The sequence below is a fragment of the Nocardioides sp. Z13_37 genome, from assembly GCF_058355585.1.
This window is the reverse complement of the sequence record NZ_JBZGDV010000005.1, coordinates 203,678-224,919: the sequence shown is the minus strand read 5'-3', so window position 1 is coordinate 224,919 and position 21,242 is coordinate 203,678. Positions and strand designations below refer to the sequence as shown.

Annotated in this window: 17 protein-coding genes and 1 riboswitch; of the genes, 14 read left to right on the top strand and 3 right to left on the bottom strand. The window is 71.2% G+C overall.

Features of this window, described 5'->3' with window-relative positions; translation table 11 throughout:
- Positions 1-23 precede the first annotated feature (23 nt).
- The gene (locus tag AC4H2S_RS13935; RefSeq protein WP_491497576.1) at positions 24-1,598 is read left to right on the top strand and encodes a glutamate synthase-related protein; all 1,575 of its coding nucleotides are present in this window, start codon (positions 24-26) and stop codon (positions 1,596-1,598) included.
- Positions 1,599-1,620: 22 nt separating this feature from the next.
- Here the strand turns inward: AC4H2S_RS13935 and AC4H2S_RS13930 are convergent, their stop codons facing one another.
- Positions 1,621-3,063 carry an alpha,alpha-trehalose-phosphate synthase (UDP-forming) gene (locus tag AC4H2S_RS13930; RefSeq protein WP_491497575.1) on the bottom strand — a complete coding sequence of 481 codons (1,443 nt, stop codon included), beginning with the start codon at positions 3,061-3,063 and terminating at the stop codon, positions 1,621-1,623.
- Between the two features lie 202 nt (positions 3,064-3,265).
- Between AC4H2S_RS13930 and napA the strand changes: the two genes are divergently transcribed.
- The 5 genes from napA (at position 3,266) to AC4H2S_RS13905 (ending at position 6,856) form a co-directional block, all read left to right on the top strand.
- Positions 3,266-3,559, top strand: coding sequence for a nucleoid-associated protein NapA (napA, locus tag AC4H2S_RS13925; RefSeq protein WP_186340256.1), 294 nt, complete (start codon positions 3,266-3,268; stop codon positions 3,557-3,559).
- Between the two features lie 37 nt (positions 3,560-3,596).
- Positions 3,597-4,145 (top strand): LytR C-terminal domain-containing protein, encoded by a 549-nt coding sequence (locus tag AC4H2S_RS13920; RefSeq protein ID WP_491497574.1) that lies wholly within the window; start codon positions 3,597-3,599, stop codon positions 4,143-4,145.
- Positions 4,146-4,223: 78 nt separating this feature from the next.
- On the top strand, positions 4,224-5,060 hold the full coding sequence (gene otsB / locus AC4H2S_RS13915; protein ID WP_491497573.1) for a trehalose-phosphatase: 837 nt from the start codon (positions 4,224-4,226) through the stop codon (positions 5,058-5,060).
- A 76-nt stretch (positions 5,061-5,136) separates the two neighbouring features.
- Positions 5,137-5,277, top strand: a riboswitch (SAM riboswitch).
- 10 nt (positions 5,278-5,287) lie between these two features.
- Positions 5,288-6,565: a threonine synthase gene (thrC, locus tag AC4H2S_RS13910; protein WP_491497572.1), complete on the top strand. Its 1,278-nt coding sequence runs from the start codon at positions 5,288-5,290 to the stop codon at positions 6,563-6,565.
- 15 nt (positions 6,566-6,580) lie between these two features.
- On the top strand, positions 6,581-6,856 hold the full coding sequence (locus tag AC4H2S_RS13905) for a MoaD/ThiS family protein (protein WP_491497571.1): 276 nt from the start codon (positions 6,581-6,583) through the stop codon (positions 6,854-6,856).
- A gap of 32 nt (positions 6,857-6,888) precedes the next feature.
- On the opposite strand, the gene AC4H2S_RS13900 is transcribed toward AC4H2S_RS13905, so the two are convergent.
- Together AC4H2S_RS13900 and AC4H2S_RS13895 are read right to left on the bottom strand one after the other, a co-directional pair.
- Entirely contained in the window at positions 6,889-7,365 is a 477-nt protein-coding gene (locus AC4H2S_RS13900) for a GDYXXLXY domain-containing protein (RefSeq protein ID WP_491497570.1), read from the bottom strand.
- The gene (locus AC4H2S_RS13895; RefSeq protein ID WP_491497569.1) at positions 7,362-8,606 is read right to left on the bottom strand and encodes a DUF2157 domain-containing protein; all 1,245 of its coding nucleotides are present in this window, start codon (positions 8,604-8,606) and stop codon (positions 7,362-7,364) included. Before AC4H2S_RS13895 ends, AC4H2S_RS13900 begins: the two co-directional genes overlap by 4 nt.
- 165 nt (positions 8,607-8,771) lie before the next feature.
- On the opposite strand from AC4H2S_RS13895, the gene AC4H2S_RS13890 reads away from it, so the two are divergent.
- From AC4H2S_RS13890 to AC4H2S_RS13855, 8 genes are all read left to right on the top strand, one after another.
- On the top strand, positions 8,772-9,644 hold the full coding sequence (locus AC4H2S_RS13890) for a hypothetical protein (RefSeq protein WP_491497568.1): 873 nt from the start codon (positions 8,772-8,774) through the stop codon (positions 9,642-9,644).
- Positions 9,641-10,501: an ATP-grasp domain-containing protein gene (locus tag AC4H2S_RS13885; RefSeq protein WP_491497567.1), complete on the top strand. Its 861-nt coding sequence runs from the start codon at positions 9,641-9,643 to the stop codon at positions 10,499-10,501. The genes AC4H2S_RS13890 and AC4H2S_RS13885 overlap by 4 nt, the downstream gene beginning before the upstream one ends.
- A 201-nt stretch (positions 10,502-10,702) precedes the next feature.
- On the top strand, positions 10,703-11,353 hold the full coding sequence (locus AC4H2S_RS13880; RefSeq protein WP_491497566.1) for a TadE/TadG family type IV pilus assembly protein: 651 nt from the start codon (positions 10,703-10,705) through the stop codon (positions 11,351-11,353).
- A 5-nt stretch (positions 11,354-11,358) separates the two neighbouring features.
- Positions 11,359-13,119 (top strand): hypothetical protein, encoded by a 1,761-nt coding sequence (locus tag AC4H2S_RS13875; protein ID WP_491497668.1) that lies wholly within the window; start codon positions 11,359-11,361, stop codon positions 13,117-13,119.
- A 355-nt stretch (positions 13,120-13,474) separates the two neighbouring features.
- Positions 13,475-15,103 carry a chaperonin GroEL gene (groL, locus tag AC4H2S_RS13870; protein WP_491497565.1) on the top strand — a complete coding sequence of 543 codons (1,629 nt, stop codon included), beginning with the start codon at positions 13,475-13,477 and terminating at the stop codon, positions 15,101-15,103.
- Between the two features lie 314 nt (positions 15,104-15,417).
- Positions 15,418-15,945, top strand: a complete 528-nt coding sequence (locus tag AC4H2S_RS13865; RefSeq protein WP_491497564.1) for a hypothetical protein — start codon at positions 15,418-15,420, stop codon at positions 15,943-15,945.
- A 303-nt stretch (positions 15,946-16,248) separates the two neighbouring features.
- Positions 16,249-17,511: an MFS transporter gene (locus AC4H2S_RS13860; protein ID WP_491497563.1), complete on the top strand. Its 1,263-nt coding sequence runs from the start codon at positions 16,249-16,251 to the stop codon at positions 17,509-17,511.
- 29 nt (positions 17,512-17,540) lie between these two features.
- Positions 17,541-21,242 carry a nitrate reductase subunit alpha gene (locus AC4H2S_RS13855; RefSeq protein WP_491497562.1) on the top strand — a complete coding sequence of 1,234 codons (3,702 nt, stop codon included), beginning with the start codon at positions 17,541-17,543 and terminating at the stop codon, positions 21,240-21,242.

Genomic DNA, 21,242 nt, shown 5'->3' with positions numbered 1-21,242 from the left:
CGCGGGACGGCTAGGAACGAGGGATGAAGTGGAGGTACGCGATCCTCGGCGGCACCGCGGCGGCGGCGGCCGCGACGACGGTGCACGACCTCGTCCAGACCAAGCACGCGATCATCCGCAACTTCCCGGTGGTCGGCCACGCCCGCTTCTTCCTCGAGAGGTTCGGGCCCGAGCTGCGTCAGTACATCGTCACCAGCAACGACGAGGAGCGCCCCTTCAGCCGTGACCAGCGGAGCTGGGTCTACGCCAGCGCCAAGCTGGAGAACAACTACTTCGGCTTCGGCACCGACAACGACGTCGAGCGCGTCGAGGGCTACCCGATCATCAAGCACCGCACGTTCACCGGCCCGGGCGCGGCGACCATGCCGCACGCCCAGGAGGAGATCGTGCTGCCGTGCGCCAAGGTGATGGGGGCCGCGCGCGGGCGCACGCACGCCTTCCGCCCGTCGTCGGTCGTCAACATCTCCGGCATGAGCTTCGGCTCGCTCTCGGGCAAGGCCGTCGAGGCGCTCAACCGGGGCGCGGCGATGGCCGGCTGCCTGCAGAACACCGGCGAGGGAGCGCTGTCGCCCCACCACCGCCACGGCGGCGACATCGTCTTCCAGATCGGCACGTCCTACTTCGGCTGTCGCGACGAGCAGGGCCGCTTCGACCTCGACCGGCTGGTCGAGGTCGTGCAGTCGGCGCCGGTGCGCGCGATCGAGATCAAGCTCAGCCAGGGCGCCAAGCCCGGCCTCGGCGGGATGCTGCCCGGGGAGAAGGTCAGCAGGGAGATCGCGGAGATCCGCGGCATCGAGGAGGGCAAGGACTGTGCCTCACCGAGCCGCCACACGGTCTTCCACGACATCGACTCGCTGCTCGACTTCGTGGAGACGGTCGCCCAGGCGACCGGCCTGCCGGTCGGCATCAAGTCGGCGGTCGGCAACCTCACCATGTGGGACGAGCTGGTCGAGGCGATGTCGGCGGGCAGCGGCTCGGCGCGGCGCGGCGTCGACTTCGTCAACATCGACGGCGGGGAGGGCGGCACCGGCGCGGCGCCGATGATCTTCGCCGACTCCGTGGCCTACCCGTTCCGCATCGGCTTCAGCCAGGTGTGGCGGCGCTTCGCCGCGGCCGGTCTCAGCGACGACGTGGTGTTCGTCGGGGCGGGCAAGCTCGGCGTGCCGGAGAACGCGGTGGTCGCCTTCGCCCTCGGCGCCGACATGGTCAACGTCGGCCGCGAGGCGATGATGTCCATCGGCTGCATCCAGGCCCAGAAGTGCCACACCGACCACTGCCCGGTCGGCATCGCGACGCAGAGCCCGCGCTACACCCGAGGCCTCGACGTGAGCCTGAAGAGCGTCCGCGCCGCCAACTACATCCGCTCGCTGCGACGCGACCTGCTCAAGGTCTCCGAAGCGGTGGGCGTCGTGCACCCGGGCCTGATCGGGCCGGGCGACATCGACATCGTCGACGGCACCCGCACCGCAGTGGGGCTGGCGGAGGTCTACGGCTACGACCCGGCCTGGCCGCGGCTGCGCGACGACCTGGCGCGCGGGATCGAGGAGATCATGGTCGCCCAGGACGAGACGGCGCCATCGCGGCGCGCGCCGGCCTGAGCGCCGGTGCGGCGCGTCGCGGCTAGCGAGCGCTGGAGCGGCGCACCGTCTTGTCGTGGTGGTCGGGCAGCTCCTCGAGCTCGCGCAGGAAGTCGGCGGCCCACCGGGCCACGTCGTGCTGCACGACCGTCTTGCGCATGGCACGCATCCGGCGCGAGGTCTCCTTGCTGCCCGCCGCGTAGGCGTCGAGCAGGGCCGCCTTCATGCCGTCGATGTCGTAGGGGTTGACCAGCCAGGCCTGGCGCAGCTCCTGGGCGGCCCCGGCGAACTCCGAGAGCACGAGCGCGCCGTCGTCGTCGAAGCGGCACGCGACGTACTCCTTGGCGACGAGGTTCATCCCGTCGCGCAGCGGGGTCACGACCATGATGTCGGCGGCGCGGTAGAGCGCGGCCATCTCCTCGCGCGGGTAGGACGAGTGCATGTAGGAGATCGCCGGCCGGCCGATGCGGCCGTGGTCGCCGTTGATGCGCCCCACCAGCAGCTCGATGTCGTCGCGCAGGATGCGGTACTGCTCGACGCGCTCGCGCGAGGGTGTCGCGACCTGGACGAAGACGGCGTCCTCGACGTCGATCTGGCCGTCGCGGATGAGCTCGCCGAAGGCACGCAGGCGGGAGTGGATGCCCTTGGTGTAGTCGAGGCGGTCGACGCCGAGGAAGATGCGCCGCGGGTTGCCGAGCGCCTCGCGGATCTCGGCCGCCCGCGTGGCCACGCCCTCGGACCGGGCGAGCTCCTCGAAGCCGGCGGTGTCGATCGAGATCGGGAACGCCGTGGCCCGCACCGGGCGGCCGTCGGGGAGGTAGATGGTGTCGCGGTGGGTCTTGTGGCCGACCCGGCTGCGCACCAGCCGGACGAAGTTGGCCGCGGCCCCCGGGAGCTGGAAGCCGATGAGGTCGGCGCCGAGCAGCCCCTCCAGGATCTGGCGGCGCCACGGCAGCTGGGAGAACAGCTCGGCCGGGGGGAACGGGATGTGGAGGTAGAACCCGATGCGCAGGTCGGGGCGCTGGGCGCGCAGCATCTGCGGGACGAGCTGGAGCTGGTAGTCCTGCACCCACACGGTCGCGCCGTCGGCGGCGACCTCGGCGGCCCGGTCGGCGAAGCGCTGGTTGACCGTGACGTAGGAGTCCCACCACTCACGGTGGAACTCCGGCTTGGCGACCACGTCGTGGTAGAGCGGCCACAGCGTGCCGTTGGAGAAGCCCTCGTAGAACTCCTCGACCTCGCGCGCGCTCATCGACACCGGCACCAGCGAGAGCCCGTCCTCCACGAACGGCTCGAAGTCGTCGTCGTCAGCCGATCCCGGCCAGCCGATCCAGGCGCCGTCGTTGGACCGCAGCACCGGCTCGAGGGCCGTCACCAGCCCGCCGGGGGAACGGCGCCACGAGTCCGTCCCGTCGGGAAGGCGTACGCGGTCCACGGGCAGCCGGTTGGCCACGATCACGAGGTCTGCCTGCGGGGCTTGGCTCACGCCGCAACCCTAGCGACGAACCCGAGGCGCGCAGACCACCCCGCGGTGTCCCCGTCCTACGGTCGCCGTGCGGGCCGCACGGGCGCCGGAGGTTTTGTCCAGACGACTCGCCGGAGGCGAATGACATGGTTGTCGTTCGTCGCCTAGACTCGTCCTCGTCCGCCCGGTCACGGGCGACGTGGGGTCGAGGAGGAGATGGCACATGGACGCCGCCAAGCACATCGCAGCCGAGCAGGAGACTGCGGCCGGGCTGAGCCAGCGCGACCGCGACATCCTCGAGTTCGAGCGGCACTGGTGGAAGTACGCCGGCGCCAAGGAGCAGGCCGTCCGCGAGAAGTTCGACATGTCCTCGACCCGCTACTACCAGGTGCTCAACGCCCTCATCGACCGTCCCGAGGCCCTCGAGGCCGACCCGCTCCTCGTGCGCCGGCTGCGCCGCCTGCGCGCCTCCCGGCAGCGCCAGCGCTCCGCGCGGCGGCTCGGGTTCGAAGTCTGACGCCGCACCCGCCCACTCACGATTGGTCACCTTCCCCATGACCTCCTTCCCCAGCCCCAGCCCCAGCCCCGGCCGCACGCCGTCGCGTGGTCGTGACGAGCGCGGCGTCGCCTTCCCGTCGCCGCTCGTGATGCTCTCGGTCATCGCCGTCGCGATGGCCTCGATCACCTTCGTCGCCACCCGCGACCAGGCGCCGACCGAGCGCCGTGTCGACACCGCCACGATCGCCAGCGCCAGCCAGGAGCCGTCGGCCGAGCCGGCCCCGGCGCCGTCGGAGAAGCCGAAGCCCAAGCCCAAGCCGCAGGTCAAGCGCGGCGAGGTCTACGTCGAGGTCTACAACAACTCCGGCATCCGCGGCCTCGCCGCGGAGACCGCCGCCAAGGCGACGGGGGTGGGCTGGGCCGTGGTCGGCGAGGACAACTGGCAGGGCCTGATCCCGACCAGCACGGTCTACTTCCCGCCGCGGCTCAAGGCGGCCGGCAAGCAGCTCGCGCTCGACCTCGGCATCACGCGCACCGTGCCCGCCGTCGGCGTGATGAAGCGCGATCGGCTCACCGTCATCCTCACCGCCGACGCACCCCGCTGACCCGACCCGGCGTGCCGATCCCGGGCGGGGGGCGGACGACGTCCGCGCGCGGGCGCGTCGCATGGTTGGGTTGACCCCATGGAGTTCACCTCCGACGACGCGCGCGCCCACTACGACGCCGTGCGTGACGTCCTCGCCGGCGCGGTCGTCGGCCTCGACTTCGACGGGACGCTGTCGCCGGTCGTCGACGACCCCGAGGCGGCCCGGCTCCACCCCGCGGCGCCGGGCGTACTGCTCGACGTCGCCGAGGCGGTGCGCGCCGTCGCCGTGATCACCGGGCGCCCGGCGCGCCAGGCGATCGCGATGGGCGACCTCGACGCGCTGGGCGACGCCATGCTCGACCGCGGCGCCGAGCTCTTCGTCTTCGGCCAGTACGGCAACGAGCGCTGGTCGGCGACCGAGCCGAGGATCAGGTCTCCGCGACCCCCGGCGGGCCTCGCCAGCTTCGAGCGCGAGCTGCCCGCGGTGCTGCGCGGCGCCGGCGCCGCCGACGCCTGGGTCGAGGAGAAGGGCCTCGCGGTCGCGGTCCACACCCGGCGGATGGACGACCCGGCCGGCGCGTTCGCGCGCCTGGTCGAGCCCATCGCCGCCCTCGCCCAGCGCCACCGGCTGAGCATCGAGCCCGGCCGCAACGTGATCGAGATCAGGTCGTCCGACATGCACAAGGGCCACGCCCTGCGCACGTTCGTCGCCGAGCAGGAGGCGACCGGGGTCGTCTTCGCCGGCGACGACCTCGGCGACGTCGAGGCGTTCGAGGCGGTGCGCGCGCTGCGGGCCGACGGGCTGCCGGGCCTCGTGGTGTGCTCGGCCTCGACCGAGCAGCCCGCCCTCGTCCGGCTGGCCGACGTGATCGTGGACGGGCCTCCGGGCGTCGTGGAGCTGCTGTCCGCCCTGACGGCGCCCTCGCTCGCCTGACCATCCCTCGGCCTCCGACGTGACCACATCGTGGACTCGATGTGCACATGGTGAGACGGCCTGCCTAGGCTGAGCGTGCTCATCACGAGGGACTGAGGGAACGGCCCGACGAAGTCCCGGCAACCACCCGTGTGCCTCCTGTCCGGACACCCCTCCGGCAGTCACGGGAGCAGGTGCCAAATCCGACCCCAGCGAGAGTCGCGGGGACAGATGAGAAGGAGGACTTCATGAGCACCCTGCTGGACCAAAGCACCACCGAGTCGCCCCGGTTCCGCGAGCGCGCCTTCGGCAACGCCCGCGCCCTTGCCTGCCGCGAGTGCGGCCACGAGGTCGTCCTGGGCCCGTCGTACGCGTGTCCGGAGTGCTTCGGGCCGCTCGAGGTGGCCTACGACTTCCCGGCCGTGACCCGCGAGGAGATCGCGGCCGGCCCGCCCAACATCTGGCGCTACAAGGCGCTGCTGCCGGTGCCGTCCGACATCGAGCAGAGCCCCAACACCGAGCCGGGCTTCACCCGCCTGCTGGAGGCGAAGAACCTCGCCCGCGAGCTCGGTCTGGACAAGCTGTGGGTCAAGGACGACTCGACCAACCCCACCAACTCCTTCAAGGACCGAGTCGTGGCCTGCGCGCTCAGCGCGGCGCGCGAGCTCGGAGCGAAGGTCTTCGCCTGCCCCTCGACCGGCAACCTGGCCAATGCCGTCGCCGCCGCGGGCGCCCGCGCCGGGATCACGACCGTCGTCTTCATCCCCAGCGACCTCGAGAAGCCCAAGCAGGTCAACTCGGCCGTCTACACCGACCGTCTCGTCGCCGTCGACGGCAACTACGACGACGTCAACAAGCTCGCCTCGGAGATCGCGGGCGAGGAGGAGGGCTGGGCGTTCGTCAACGTCAACGTGCGCCCCTTCTACGCCGAGGGCTCCAAGACGCTGGGCTACGAGATCGCCGAGCAGCTCGGCTGGCGGCTTCCCGACCAGGTCGTCATCCCGGTGGCCTCCGGCTCGCAGCTCACCAAGGTCGACAAGGCCTTCCAGGAGCTGGTCGCGCTGGGCCTCGTCGAGGACAAGCCCTACCGGATCTTCGGCGCCCAGGCGACCGGCTGCTCGCCGGTGTCGGTTGCCTACAAGGCGGGCACCGACGCCATCCGCCCGGTCAAGCCCGACACCATCGCCAAGAGCCTCGCGATCGGCAACCCGGCCGACGGGATCTACGTGCTCGACATCTGCCGCCGCAGCGGCGGCGCCGTCGAGGACGTCACCGACGAGGAGGTGCGCGAGGGCATCCTGCTGCTGGCCCGCACCGAGGGCATCTTCACCGAGACCGCGGGCGGCACCACTGTGGGCGTGCTCAAGAAGCTCGTCGAGACCGGGCAGCTCGACACCTCGCTCGAGACCGTCGTCATCAACACCGGGATGGGCCTCAAGACCCTCGACGCCGTCGCCGACCGCGTCGGACCCGCCGCCACCATCGCACCGTCCTACGACGCCTTCGTGGCGTCCGGCGTGCTCTGAGAGGAAGATCAAGGCATGAGCGTGTCCGTCCGCATCCCGACGATCCTGCGCACCTACACCGGCGGTGAGTCGGAGGTGAGCGCCGAGGGCGCCACCCTGGCCGCCGTCCTCGACGACCTCGACGCGAGCTACGCCGGCATCAAGGGCCGCATCCTCGACGAGGCCGGCCAGCTGCGGCGGTTCGTCAACGTCTACGTCGGCAACGACGACGTCCGCTTCCTCGACGACCTCCAGACCGCCACCCCGGACGGGGTCCAGATCTCGGTGATCCCGGCGGTCGCCGGGGGCTGAGCCGAGGGCGCTCCGACGACCGCCCGCGGGCGTCAGGGCGCTCGTACGTCGACGACGGCGGCGTTGCCGCGCGAGTCGATGCGCAGCTCGGCGAGCGCGCCGTCGCGCAGCCGGTCCTCCATCTCCTGCGCCCGGTCCTGCGGCAGGAACCAGCTCTCGATCCCGCAGCGGACCTGCCACGACCGGTCCTCGCACGCGAGGTAGGGGCCCCGGTCGGGCCGGGTGCGCGACCACCGGTCGCCGACCCACACCCCGTCGTCCTCGACGAGCGTGAGGTAGACGTCGCCCGACTCGCCGCGGTCCGGCGCGTCGAGGCGCAGGTCGGGGTAGTCCAGCGCGACGTAGGCGCCGCGGAACGGGTCGATGGGGTCGAGCGGTGCCACCCGCACGACGTAGCTGTCGCCCGCCAGCCGGGCCGAGAGCTGCGGCGCCACGGCCACACCAACGAGGGCCAGCTGGCACACGGCCACCACTGCGGTGGTCAGGGCGGGGGACAGGCTGCGGGTCATCGGTCGGTTCCCTTCGGGGTGGTCGGTGCGGCGGCCTCGACGGCGTCGAGGGCCTGGGCGAGCTCGCGGCGGGCCCGGTCGAACAGGAAGCCGGTGCCGAGGAAGACGGTGCCGAGCACCACGAACAGCCAGGCGCCGGTGACGATGGGGGCGAAGACCGCGAAGCTCTGGAAGGTCGTGAACACGACCAGCCCGAGCATCGCCATCCAGGTCAGCGACGGGTGCTCGCGCACGGTCCCGATGGCGACGAGGGCCACGGCCAGCACGACGTAGGCGAGGATCGAGATCGCGGCGCGGGCCCAGTCGGCGCCGTCGACGTCGGAGGTGTCGGCGCCGGTGTCCCAGAGGCTGAGCGCCACGGCCACGAGGAGGACCGCGAGGGCGCCGAGCGGCTCCAGGACCGGCGTCCCACGCCGGACGACGCTGGCGGCGACCGTCGCGACTGCGGCCAGGGCGAGGGCGAGCACCAGCCAGGTCGACCAGGCCGGGCCGTCGCCGCCGACGCCGGGGATCGCGGCGACGAACAGGGCCAGCAGGGCCGCGCCGCCGGCGACGGTGCGCCAGGTCCACGCGAAGGCATCGACCCAGCCGTCGTGCAGGACCGCGAGCGCGGCGGCGAGGACCGAGCCCGCCCCGAGCAGCACGACGACCGTGGTGGCGTCCTGCGCGTCCCACAGCGGCTGCATGAACCACCAGGTGACGCCCGTGGCGACGCCGACCAGGAACGGCATGTGGGCCCGGGCCAGGTAGGCGTGGAGGAGCGCCGCCACGGACCACAGGCCGACGAGGCGGGGCTCGTAGGCCGGGACCTGCAGGGACTGCGCCGCCTGGAAGACCAGGGCGCCGGCGCCGAGGGCGGCGAGGAGCCGCAACGCGCCGACGAGCGGCCGCGAGGCGTGCCGCGCGGCCAGTGCCTCGCCGCCCACCAGGAACCCGAGCCACAGCGCCGCCACGGTGGCGAAGCGAACCGCGGGGGAGAGCTGGTCCAGGTTGGCGGCGACGAGCCACACGAGTCCGACGCCGACGAAGCCGGCGCCGAGGTAGAGCAGGGCGCGACCCACGCCGACGCGGGCGTGCTGATCGGAGCGGTAGCGCGAGGACAGGCGCGCGGCCTGCTCCTCGGTGAGGATCCCCTCGGCGGTCCAGGCCGCGATCTCGCCGCGGAGCCAGACGAGCTGTCGCGGCGCGACCGCTCGGGGGGCGGGAGGCGGCGCCGTCGTGGAGGAGGAGGTGTCGGTCATGGCCCTACCGTGGCGTGGACCGCGCGGGTTGTCCTGAGTACATCGACCCATCTCGCGCCGCCGTTCGGGCACGACCCGCCCCAGTGGGCGTCGTACGCCCCGTGGAGCCGGGCGTGCGGTGCGGGGATCGCGCTCGGGGTGGGTGGGTCAGGCTAGGGTTCGCGGGTGCGCACCACTGCCCGACGAGCCAGCCAGGCCGTCAAGAAGGCGGCCAGGAAGGCAGGCCGGATGCAGGCATCGCCCGTGCCTGCCGAGCCCGAGCCGCTCGACCCCAAGGCCGAGCGCCGTCGCCGGCTGCTGGCGAGCAACCTGACCGAGCTCGCCATCGAGTTCCGCACCGACAAGTGGGGCGTGCACCGCTACACCCCCCACTACGAGCGCCACCTGCAGCACCTGCGCGGCGAGTCGTTCACGCTCCTCGAGCTCGGGATCGGCGGCTACAAGAAGCGCCGCAAGAGTGGTGCGTCGATGAAGATGTGGCGCTGGTTCTTCCCCAAGGCCCGCATCGTCGGCCTCGACATCGAGGACAAGTCGTGGCTCACCCGGGGCCACATCCACACCTACCTGGGCGACCAGACCGATCCGGAGATCCTCCAGCGGATCATCGACGAGCAGGGTGCCCCGCTGGTCGTCATCGACGACGGCAGCCACATCCCCGCCCACGTCCGTGAGTCCTTCCGCATCCTGTTCCCGCTGCTGCCCGACGGGGCCATCTACTGCATCGAGGACATCCAGACGTCCTACTGGCCCGCCTGGGGCGGCCAGTTCGACCCGCGGGCTCCGGGCACGTCGATGGATCTGGTCAAGGACCTCATCGACGGCCTCAACCACGAGGAGTTCCTGCTCGAGGGCTACGAGCCCACCTACACCGACCAGTGGGTCCGGGCCGTGCACTGCTACCACAACCTGGTGATCATCGAGAAGGGCGACAACCGCGAGGGCACCAACCGCGACCGGGTCGCCCACGAGCTCTACGGCGCCTCCGAGCTGCCCGACGACACCGACACCGACGCCGCCGGCGGCTCCGACCCCGCATGAGCGTCCTGCTCGCCACCAGCGGTGACCTGCCGCAGGGGGAGCCCGGCGCGGGCGTCCTCGACGCCGTCCTGCGCGAGCGCGGGCTGGACGCGGCCTGGGCGCGGTGGGACGACCCCGCGGTCGACTGGGACGCGGCCGAGCTCGTCGCCGTCCGCTCGACCTGGGACTACGTCACCCGCCACCGCGACTTCCTCGCCTGGGCGGCCTCCCTCGACCAGTCGCGCCTGCTCAACGGCGCCGACGTGTTCGCCTGGAACCACGACAAGCGCTACCTGACCGAGCTCGGCGACCTGCCGGCCGTGCCGACCCTGCTCGCCGACGACCGCGCCGAGCTCGCCGAGGGCGTACGCCGCTTCGGCACGGCGGTCGTCAAGCCGCGGGTGGGAGCCGGGGGAGCGGGCCTGCTGGTGGTCACCGACCCCGACGACCCGCGCCTGGGCCGGCCGGTGCGCAGCCACCCCGACTACCCCGAGGTCGACGGCCCGTGGGTCGTCCAGCCGCTCGTCGAGTCGATCCGCACCGACGGGGAGGCGTCGGTCTACGTCCTCGACGGCCGCGTCGGCCAGCGCTTCGACAAGCGGCCCGGCGAGGGTGACGTCCGGGTCAACGAGGAGTTCGGCGGCAGTGTGCGCCCCGTCGCGACCGGCGACGTCGCCGACCTGGTGGCGCGGGCCCACGACGCCATGAGCGAGCGCTTCGGCCGCCTGATCGACTACCTCCGCGTCGACCTGCTGCGCTGGGACGGCGACTGGGTGGTGAGCGAGCTCGAGCTGATCGAGCCCGGGCTCTACCTCGACGTCTCGCCCGCCAACGCCGAGCCCTTCGCCGACCTGCTGGTGGACCGCCTCCAGTGCTGACGGACGCGCGGGTGCGACCCGGTGTCCGGGCGGCGGAAAGATAGCCCGAACGGGCTATGTGAAAGGTCTCGTTGGGCGGCGCGGTGACCACGCTCCTGCCCCGATGATGAGTCGACCTGTCTGCGGCGCCTGATGGCACCGCCCCAGTGGCAGGTCGACAAGTCGCTGCGCGAGGGTGCGCGGCACCATGGGAGGAACGTCATGGGACAGTCGCGACAGCGCGTACGCGGAGAACGAGGTGCCGCCGCCGTCGAGTTCGCCCTCGTCGTCCCGATCCTGCTGCTCTTCATGCTCGGAACGCTGGAGCTCGCACTCTTCATGAAGGACAACGTGTCGATGAGCAGCAGCGTGCGCGCGGGCGCTCGCACGGCGTCAGCTGCGGCGGATGCCGGCCCCGGCACCTGCGAGGCGAGCGCCAGTCCGCCGCCGTGCAGCCCGGCGTCCGCCCCGCGCTTCGCCCAGCTGGCGGCCGACACGATGCAGACCGCCGGCACGGCGATGAGCGCCGAGGACATCCAGTGGGTGATGGTCTACAAGGCGAACGCCCAGGGCTTCCCCGGCACGGGCTCGAGCATCCCCACGAGCTGTCCGGCCAAGTGCGTCAAGTACGTGTGGGACGCCGGCCTGGGCAAGTTCCGCTTCTCGAGCGGGTCGTGGGCGTCGAGCTCGGTGAACGCCTGCGTCAACGCGGCGGACGGGGACGCGGTCGGCGTCGCCCTGCGCGCGGACCACAAGTGGTTCACCGGCCTGGTGAGCGGGCTGATGGGTGGCGACACCGAGATGACCGAGCGGACCGTGATGAAGTTCGAGCCGCTGGAGAACGACCTCTGTGCGCCCGGGGAGCACCCGTGACGAGGATGATGGTGAGGCCTTTCAAGCGGTTGCTCCAGCGGCGTGACGAGGTCGGGGCGACGGCCCTCCTCGTGGCGCTCTTCTTCTCGTTCATCGCTCTGCCCCTGGGTGCGGTCAGCGTCGACATCGCTCGTCTCTACGTGGAGATCCAGCGCGTGCAGGCAGCGGCCGACGCGGCCGCCACCGCCGGCGTGACCTTCATGCCCGACGACTTCGACCTCGCTGCCGCGCGGGCTCGCGAGATCGCGGAGGACAACGGCTTCCCCAACAGCGGTAGGACCAGCGTGCACGTGGAGGTCGGGGCGAAGCCGACGCAGCTCAAGGTGACAGTGAGCTCACGTGTCGACAACGCCTTCGCTAGCACGTTCGGGGTCACGGACTCGGTGATGTCGCGCTCCGCCGTCGCCGACTACAACGGACCGGCGCCCATGGGCAGTCCGTGCAACACCTTCGCCAACGAACCGCCGGGCACACCCATGCTCGGCCCGGCCGGGAGCAAGCTCTCCGCGCCGCCATACGCGAGCTGCTCCACCAACCCTGAGTTCTGGGCCAACATCGGCGGGCCCGACTGGCCGAAGGACAATGGTGACCGTTTCATGACTCGGACGTGCGCCAGTGGCACGTCCGGATGCTCGGGCACCACGAACAACGAGTTCGACCCGCGGGGCTACTTCTACATCGTCCGCATCGCTCCGTCCGCGGTGGGACGCCAGGTGCGCATCCAGCTCTTCGACCCGGCCTTCGTGGAGCAAGGTGACTATTGCGAGGCGGGGCCGGGGGGAGGCACTCCGACCGCCGACAGCTGGAACCCGTTCGTCCACGACGCCAGGACCCGCTACAAGGTGCAGTCGCAGACCGACACGAACGAGTTCTGCACCGGCGACGTGCTCTCGTCGTCGTCGGGCACGGCGCCGGTCACGTCGTTCGGACTCCGCGGGGCGACCATCACGAACGACCCGCGTGTTGCGCCCCCGATCACCGCTTGTGCGCGCCAGTATCCCGGCTACAAGAAGGCCGCCGCCACGCGAGATCGACTGCGGAGCACGCACGCGACCTATGACGCGAACGTCGCTCGTCTGTTCCACCAGTGGGTGACGTTCTGCGACTTCACGCCCTCCCATCCCGGCGACTACTACCTTCAGGTGCGGACCAACGTCGCCCTGAACACCTCAAGCCCGGACCCCAACGGGGGGTACAGGGGGAACGCGGCCGTGTTCGAGGCGGCCGACAACACGTCGGTCCGCGGGCACGGTGCCAACCGCTTCGCCATCCGCGCCTACCCGGTCTCCGGATCCCTCCCGGCCGGAGCGGTCTCGGTGTCTGCCTACGAGCGCATGGCCATCTACGCCAACGCAGATGGCGCGACCACACAGTTCAATCTGGTCCGCGTCATTCCCGCGGCGGCCTCGAAGACGCTGGTGTTCAGCTTCTTCGACGTCGGTGAGGGCGCCAATGGCGGAACAATGCGGGTGCTTGCCCCGACGGACTCGAACATGACTGGATCGATCCCGAACTGTCGAGGATCGGGCAAGGTGACGGGCCCTCTCGTCCACTGCCAGATCTCCGGCATCTCGAGCGCTGCGGGTTGGAACGGCAAGACTCAGGAGATCCGGGTGCCGATCCCGAGCACCTACGAGTGCGCGGTGACGAGTCCCGGAGGGTGCTGGTTCCGGGTGGAGGTGAACTTCGGCCCCGGCAAGCCGGTCAACGACTCGACCACGTGGACCGCGGTCATCGACGGGGAGCCCGTCCGGCTCATCGAGTAGGCGCCTCTCGCCCGTGGGGTAGTCAGGGACATACAGGTAGGTCGGCGGGTCGAGAACCGACCAGGCCGTCCCTGACTACCCGAGAAGGACCAGGCCAGCAGCTCGGTCGACTCGCTCGTGCGCAGGATGTCGAGCCGACGAGCGGCCTTCGGCCCGACTCGCAGCGTTTGCACTCTCCCGGTGCGAGTGCTAAACATGAGGTTGGCACTCTCGTCACGAGAGTGACAACGACCTGGGTGACGCTGAGGTCTGCAGAAGCCGGCGTGAATGGATCGCCGGCGGAGCGGATCGTCCGTCGCGGGCAGCCCGCCCGGCGTCGACACACAGACTCATGTCGATAGGAATCGCACGCGATATGGCCAAGCTGATTGCTTTCAACGAGGAGGCCCGCCGCGGCCTCGAGCGAGGGATGAACACCCTTGCCGACGCGGTCAAGGTCACCCTCGGCCCCAAGGGCCGCAACGTCGTCCTGGAGAAGAAGTGGGGCGCCCCCACGATCACCAACGACGGTGTCTCGATCGCCAAGGAGATCGAGCTGGAGGACCCCTACGAGAAGATCGGCGCCGAGCTGGTCAAGGAGGTCGCCAAGAAGACCGACGACGTCGCCGGTGACGGCACGACGACGGCCACCGTCCTGGCCCAGGCCATGGTTCGCGAGGGCCTGCGCAACGTCGCGGCCGGCGCCAACCCGATGGGTCTCAAGCGCGGCATCGAGGCCGCCGTCGCCGCCGTGTCCGAGCAGCTGCTCGCCATGGCCAAGGACGTCGAGACCAAGGAGCAGATCGCCTCGACCGCCTCGATCTCCGCCGCAGACACCACCGTCGGCGAGATCATCGCCGAGGCGATGGACAAGGTCGGCAAGGAAGGCGTCATCACCGTCGAGGAGTCCAACACCTTCGGGCTGGACCTCGAGCTGACCGAGGGCATGCGGTTCGACAAGGGCTACATCTCGGCCTACTTCGCGACCGACCTCGAGCGCATGGAGGCCGTGCTGGAGGACCCCTACATCCTCATCGCCAACTCCAAGGTGTCGACGGTCAAGGACCTGCTGCCGCTGCTCGAGAAGGTCATGCAGTCCGGCAAGCCGCTGCTGATCATCGCCGAGGACGTCGACGGCGAGGCCCTCTCGACCCTGGTGGTCAACAAGATCAAGGGCACCTTCCGCTCCGTGGCCGTCAAGGCCCCGGGCTTCGGCGACCGCCGCAAGGCCATGCTGCAGGACATCGCCATCCTCACCGGTGGCCAGGTCATCTCCGAGGAGGTCGGCCTCAAGCTCGAGTCCGCCGGCCTGGAGCTGCTCGGCCAGGCGCGCAAGGTCGTCATCACCAAGGACGAGACCACCATCGTCGAGGGTGCCGGCGACCAGGGCCAGATCGAGGGCCGGGTCAACCAGATCCGCGCCGAGATCGAGAAGTCCGACTCCGACTACGACCGCGAGAAGCTCCAGGAGCGTCTCGCCAAGCTGGCCGGCGGCGTGGCCGTCATCAAGGTCGGCGCGGCCACCGAGGTCGAGCTCAAGGAGCGCAAGCACCGCATCGAGGACGCCGTTCGCAACGCGAAGGCTGCCGTCGAGGAGGGCATCGTCGCCGGCGGTGGCGTGGCGCTCGTCCAGGCCGCCGACGTCGCGTTCGCCAAGCTCGAGCTCACCGGCGACGAGGCGACCGGTGCCGAGATCGTCCGCAAGGCGACCGAGGCCCCGCTCAAGCAGATCGCCGTCAACGCCGGTCTCGAGGGTGGCGTCGTCGCCGAGAAGGTGCGCAACCTCGAGGCGGGTCACGGCCTCAACGCCGCGACCGGTGACTACGTCGACATGATCGCCGAGGGCATCATCGACCCGGCCAAGGTCACCCGCTCGGCGCTGCAGAACGCCGCGTCGATCGCCGCGCTGTTCCTCACCACCGAGGCCGTCGTGGCCGACAAGCCCGAGAAGACGCCGGCCATGCCCGGCGGCGACATGGGTGGCATGGGCGGCATGGACTTCTGATCGACTGATCAGGTCCACCAGCTCCACCAGCTCCACCAGCAGGGCCCCCGCTCCGGCGGGGGCCCTGTTGCATGTGTGGGGCCCGACCTCCACGACCTGTTCGACGTCTCCGCGAGCTCAACGAGATCCTCGGCAGGATCCGGGCGTCGGCCGACTGGCGAACCGGGTCGAGGAGGAGGATGAGATCGAGACGGCGCAACGACCGAGCCCGTGACCCCGCCGCGAGCCATGCCGGGGAACCCGGCCACCCGCCACCACGTCGGACCGGAGAACGGGAGGCCCGCGCCGCCCGTACGACGAAAGGGATGCCCGCCATGAGCCGACACACCACCCGACGCCACCCGGCCCACCTGCTCCCCGCAGCGGCCGCGGGCCTCGTCCTCGCCCTCACGCTCGCCGGCTGCGGTGCGGAGGACGACGGCGCGCCCACGTCCGAGCCGACCGCGAGCGAGTCCACGACCCAGGCCGAGTCCCCGTCCGAGACCACCGCGGAGCCGCTGGTCCTCACGGTCGACGGCTCGAGCGCCGGCAAGTGCGCCATGCCCTCCCCGGAGGTCCTCTCGACGTTCGACACGGCGTTCGAGGGCACCGTGACCTCGGTGGCCGACGGGACGGCGACGCTCGAGGTCGAGCAGTGGTACGCCGGCGACGAGACGCCCACCGTCGTCGTCCAGGCGCCGAGCAAGGCCCTCGAGGACCTCCTGATGGCCGTCGACTTCGAGGAGGGACGCACCTACCTCGTCAGCGCCGACGGCGACCGGGTCACGCTCTGCGGCTTCACCGCGGAGGCCTCCCCCGAGCTCGAGGCGCTCTACGACCAGGCGTTCGACGCCGCGCAGTGACGGGCCCTGCGAAGGGCACCGACCCCGAGTGATTCGCCGAGTCGGCGCATCCTGACACCCATCGCGTGCAGGATGCGCCGACTCGGCGTCGTCTCGGCGTCAGGACGCGCCGCCTCGACCTGGGGGACCGGGCCGATCGGCCCGGGCCCAACGGGCGCCACGGGGGTGCGAAGGGGTGGTCCGGCCCCGGCAGTGAGGCCCTAGCGACCCTGATCGCGGCGCGCGTAACTTCGGGAGCACATCGCACAGAGCCCGAGCTGTCCGGTGGGTATCGGTTGGTTCCTCCACCACCAGGAGCACACGATGAGCGCCACGACCGCACCCCGGAGCCCGGGGAACCCGTGGGTGATGCTGGCCCTGGCGACGATCGGCTTCGCGGTCAACTTCTGGGCGTGGGCGCTGATCAGCCCCCTGGGCCCGCTCTTCCTCAAGCAGGGTGCCGACAGCCCGCTCGGCAAGCTCAGCCAGTCCGAGGTGTCGTTGATGGTCGCCGTCCCCGTGGTGGTCGGCTCGCTCGGGCGCATCGTGGTGGGGGCGCTGACCGATCGCTACGGCGGCCGGCTGATGTTCCCGATCGTGTCCGGCGTGTCCATCGTGCCGGTGCTGTTCGTGGCCTTCTTCGCCCTCGACTCCTACGCGCTGGTGCTGATCGGCGGCTTCTTCCTCGGCATCGCCGGCACGGCCTTCGCCGTCGGCGTCCCCTTCGTCAACGCGTGGTTCCCGCCCGAGAAGCGCGGCCTCGCGGTCGGCATCTTCGGTGCCGGCATGGGCGGCACGGCGATCAGCGCCCTGACGACCGTCCCGCTCTGGGAGGACCTCGGGCGGACCGCCCCCTTCCTCATCACCGCGGGGGTCCTGGCGGTCTACGCGGTGGTCGCCTGGGTGGTCATGCGGGACGCACCCGGCCGCGTCGCGCCGAGCACCAGCCTCGCCGCGCGGGTGTCGGCCAACGCCCGCCTGCCGATCACCTGGCAGGCCAGCGTGCTCTACGCGGTCGCGTTCGGGGGCTACGTCGCGTTCTCGGTGTTCCTGCCGACCTACCTCAAGACCGCCCACGGGCTCGAGCCCGCCGACGCGGCCAACCGGATGGCCGGCTTCGTGGTGGTCGCGGTCGTGATGCGACCCGTCGGCGGATGGCTGTCGGACCGGCTCGGCTCCATCCCCGTGCTCGCCGCCGGCTTCGCCGTGGTGGCCGTCTGCGCGGCGATCGCCGCGCCGAACCCGCCCGTGACGGCGGCCGACGGGAGCTACCTCACCCTCGGCACGGTCACCTTCCTGGTGATGGCCGCGGCGCTCGGCTCCGGCTCCGGCGCGACCTTCGCCCTGATCGCCCAGGCCACCGAGCCCGCCCGCGTCGGCGGGGTGACCGGCCTCGTGGGCGCGGCAGGCGGGCTCGGCGGCTTCGTGCCGCCCCTGCTCATGGGGTGGATCTACGGCCAGACCAACTCCTACGCCATCGGTCTGTGGCTGCTCGCCGTGACCTCCGCGCTCACCCTGGTGCTGACCGTCACCCTCGTCCGCCGCACCGCGGCGACGTCGGCCGCCGCTGCCCGCGTCGCCGCCTGAGCGTTTCGACCTCCACGAAAGGGCCCGACGTGACCGACCTCGAGAACCAGCTCCAGAAGGCCCTCATCGGCGGCCGCCGGTTCTTCACCAAGGCGGAGGTGAGCGACGACGATCGCACGCTGTACGCCCACGGCGGTCGCGAGGGCGACGCCTTCTACCGCGACCGCTGGAGCCACGACAAGGTCGTGCGGTCCACGCACGGGGTCAACTGCACCGGATCGTGCTCGTGGAAGGTCTACGTCAAGGACGGGATCATCACCTGGGAGGCGCAGCAGACCGACTACCCCAGCACCGGGCCCGACCGCCCCGAGTACGAGCCCCGCGGCTGCCCGCGCGGCGCGGCGTTCAGCTGGTACACCTACAGCCCCACCCGCGTGCGCTACCCCTACGTGCGGGGCGTGCTGCTCGAGATGTTCCGCGCGGCCAAGCAGAAGTACGGCGACCCGGTGGTCGCCTGGGGGTCGATCGTCCAGGACGAGGAGCAGGCCGGGGCCTACAAGAAGGCGCGCGGCAAGGGCGGCCTGGTGCGGGCCACCTGGGACGAGGTGACCGAGATCGTCGCCGCCGCCCACGTCTACACCGTCAAGCGGTGGGGTCCCGACCGCATCGCCGGCTTCTCGCCGATCCCCGCGATGTCGCCGGTGTCCTACGCGTGCGGGGCCCGGTTCCTCGAGCTCGTCGGCGCCCCCATGCTGTCGTTCTACGACTGGTACGCCGACCTGCCCAACGCCTCGCCGCAGATGTTCGGCGACCAGACCGACGTCCCGGAGTCCGGTGACTGGTGGGACGCCGGCTACCTGATGATGTGGGGCTCCAACGTCCCGCTCACCCGCACCCCGGACGCCCACTGGATGACCGAGGCGCGCTACCGGGGCCAGAAGGTGGTCGCGGTGGCGCCCGACTACGCCGAGAGCGTGAAGTTCGCCGACGAGTGGGTGAGCCCGGCCCCGGGCACCGACGGCGCACTGGCGATGGCGCTGGGCCACGTCGTGCTCAAGGAGTTCTTCGCCGACTCCAGCACGCCGTTCTTCGAGGCCTACAACAAGCAGTACACCGACCTCCCGCACCTGGTCTGCCTCGAGCCGGCGCCCGACGGGAGCTACCGCCCCGGCAAGTTCCTGGTCGAGGGCGACCTCGGCGGCACCAGCGAGAACGCCATGTGGAAGCCCGCCGTCGTCGACGCCACGACCGGCGCGGTGCGCATCCCGCACGGCTCGATCGGGCACCGCTACGGCGAGGCGGGAGCCGGGAAGTGGAACCTCGAGCTCGGCGACATCGACCCCGCCCTGAGCATGTACCGCGACCACGAGGGCGGCACCCGCGAGTCCGTCGAGGTCGTGCTGCCACGCTTCGACGCCCCCGGCGGCAAGGTCGTGCACGAGCGCCGGGGCGTGCCTGTGGCGCGGGTGGGGGACCACGTGGTGACCACCGTGCTCGACCTCATGCTCGCCCAGTACGGCGTCGCCCGCCCGGGCCTGCCCGGCACCTGGCCGCGCACGAGCGAGTCGGACCCGCACGGCTACGACGACCCGGCCGTGCCGGCCACCCCCGCCTGGCAGGAGCAGCACACCGGGGTGCCGGCCGCCCAGGTGGCCCGGCTCGCGCGTGAGTGGGCGCGCAACGCGATCGACACCGAGGGCCGGGGGATGATCCTGCTGGGGGCGGGCGTCAACCACTGGTTCCACTCCGACCAGATCTACCGCGCGATCCTGGTGCTCACCACGATCACCGGCGCGCAGGGCCGCAACGGCGGCGGCTGGGCGCACTACGTCGGCCAGGAGAAGATGCGCCCGCTCATGGGCTTCCAGAACATGGCCTTCGCCCTGGACTGGCACCGCCCGCCGCGCCACATGAACCAGACGGCCTACTGGTACGTCAACACCTCGCAGTACCGCTACGACACCTTCACCGCCGACGACCTCGACTGCGGCACGGGCGTCTTCGCCGGCCGGACGGTGATGGACCTGCTGGCCCAGTCGGTGCGGCTGGGGTGGTCGCCCTCCTATCCCACCTTCGACCGCAGCAGCCTGCAGCTCGCCGACGACGCCGAGGCGGCCGGCATGGAGGCCCCGGCGTACGTCGCCCAGCAGCTGAAGGAGGGCAGCCTGCGCTTCGCGGTCGAGGACCCGGAGCACGAGGACAACCACCCCCGGGTGCTGTCGCTGTGGCGCTCCAACCTCCTCGGGTCCTCGGCCAAGGGCAACGAGTACTTCCTGCGCCACCTGCTCGGCACCGACTCGGCCGCCACGGCGGTGGAGGCGGCGCCCGACAAGCGGCCCCGCGACGTCGTGTGGGCGGACCGGGCTGCGGAGGGCCGGCTCGACCTGCTCCTGACGATCGACTTCCGGATGACGTCGTCGACGATCCTCAGCGACGTCGTCCTGCCGGCGGCGACCTGGTACGAGAAGCACGACCTCTCCAGCACCGACATGCACCCCTTCATCCACTCCTTCAACCCCGCGATCGCGCCGCCGTGGCAGACCAAGTCGGACTGGGACGCGTGGAAGCTGATCGCGAAGAGGTTCTCCGAGCTGGCCGTCGACCACCTCGGCACCCGTCGCGACGTGGTGGCCAAGCCGCTGTGGCACGACACCCCCGAGGCGATGGCCACCGAGCACGGCGTGGTCCAGGACTGGAAGACCGGCGAGGTCGAGCCGGTGCCGGGCAGGACGATGCCGGTGATCGCCGTCGCCGAGCGCGACTACACCGCGGTCTTCGACAAGCTGACCTCGATCGGCCCGCTCCTGGAGAGGGCCGGGATGGTGACGAAGGGCGTCGCGTACGACGCGACGCGTGAGGTGGAGATCCTGCGCCAGCGCAACGGCGTCGTCCACGGCGGCGTCGGCGACGGCCAGCCACGGCTGGAGACCGACGTGCACATGGCCGACGCGATGCTGCACCTCTCGGGCGTCTCCAACGGCCACCTCGCCACGCAGGGCTTCCGCTTCCTCGAGAGGCGCACGGGCGCCGAGCTGGCCGACCTCGCGGCCGAGCACGAGGGCAAGCAGATCACCTTCGCCGACACCCAGGTGGCCCCGGTGCCCGTGATCACCTCGCCGGAGTGGTCGGGCTCGGAGTCGGGGGGACGGCGCTACAGCCCGTTCACGGTCAACATCGAGCGCAAGAAGCCCTTCCACACGCTGACCGGGCGCCAGCACTTCTACCTCGACCACGACTGGTTCCTCGGGATGGGCGAGATGCTGCCGGTCTACCGCCCGCCGCTCGACATGACCGCGCTGTTCGGTGAGGTGCCGTTGGGCGAGCAGACCGAGCTCGGCGTCTCGGTGCGCTACCTGACCCCGCACAACAAGTGGTCGATCCACTCCGAGTACCAGGACAACCTGTTCATGCTGTCGCTCTCGCGCGGCGGCCAGGCCGTGTGGATGTCCGACCGCGACGCGGCGAAGGTCGGGATCCGCGACAACGACTGGATCGAGATGGTCAACCGCAACGGCGTCGTGGCGGCCCGCGCGATCGTCAGCCACCGGATGCCGGAGGGCACGGTCTACATGCACCACGCCCAGGACCGCCTGATCGACGTGCCGCTGACCGAGCGCGACCGCAAGCGCGGCGGGATGCACAACAGCATGACCCGGATCCTGATGAAGCCCAACCACATCGTGGGCGGCTACGCCCAGCTGGCCTACTTCTTCAACTACATCGGCCCGATCGGCAACAACCGCGACGAGGTCACCATGATCCGCAAGCGGACCACGCCGGTCGAGTACTGA

Coding starts and splice junctions, on each gene's coding strand:
- otsB (WP_491497573.1), top strand. CDS start 4,224: ATGGAGTTCACCTCCGACGACGCGCGCGCCCACTACGACGCCGTGCGT.
- AC4H2S_RS13865 (WP_491497564.1), top strand. CDS start 15,418: ATGAGCCGACACACCACCCGACGCCACCCGGCCCACCTGCTCCCCGCA.
- thrC (WP_491497572.1), top strand. CDS start 5,288: ATGAGCACCCTGCTGGACCAAAGCACCACCGAGTCGCCCCGGTTCCGC.
- AC4H2S_RS13880 (WP_491497566.1), top strand. CDS start 10,703: ATGGGACAGTCGCGACAGCGCGTACGCGGAGAACGAGGTGCCGCCGCC.
- AC4H2S_RS13935 (WP_491497576.1), top strand. CDS start 24: ATGAAGTGGAGGTACGCGATCCTCGGCGGCACCGCGGCGGCGGCGGCC.
- AC4H2S_RS13905 (WP_491497571.1), top strand. CDS start 6,581: ATGAGCGTGTCCGTCCGCATCCCGACGATCCTGCGCACCTACACCGGC.
- AC4H2S_RS13860 (WP_491497563.1), top strand. CDS start 16,249: ATGAGCGCCACGACCGCACCCCGGAGCCCGGGGAACCCGTGGGTGATG.
- AC4H2S_RS13895 (WP_491497569.1), bottom strand. CDS start 8,606: ATGACCGACACCTCCTCCTCCACGACGGCGCCGCCTCCCGCCCCCCGA.
- AC4H2S_RS13875 (WP_491497668.1), top strand. CDS start 11,359: ATGATGGTGAGGCCTTTCAAGCGGTTGCTCCAGCGGCGTGACGAGGTC.
- napA (WP_186340256.1), top strand. CDS start 3,266: ATGGACGCCGCCAAGCACATCGCAGCCGAGCAGGAGACTGCGGCCGGG.
- groL (WP_491497565.1), top strand. CDS start 13,475: ATGGCCAAGCTGATTGCTTTCAACGAGGAGGCCCGCCGCGGCCTCGAG.
- AC4H2S_RS13920 (WP_491497574.1), top strand. CDS start 3,597: ATGACCTCCTTCCCCAGCCCCAGCCCCAGCCCCGGCCGCACGCCGTCG.
- AC4H2S_RS13885 (WP_491497567.1), top strand. CDS start 9,641: ATGAGCGTCCTGCTCGCCACCAGCGGTGACCTGCCGCAGGGGGAGCCC.
- AC4H2S_RS13900 (WP_491497570.1), bottom strand. CDS start 7,365: ATGACCCGCAGCCTGTCCCCCGCCCTGACCACCGCAGTGGTGGCCGTG.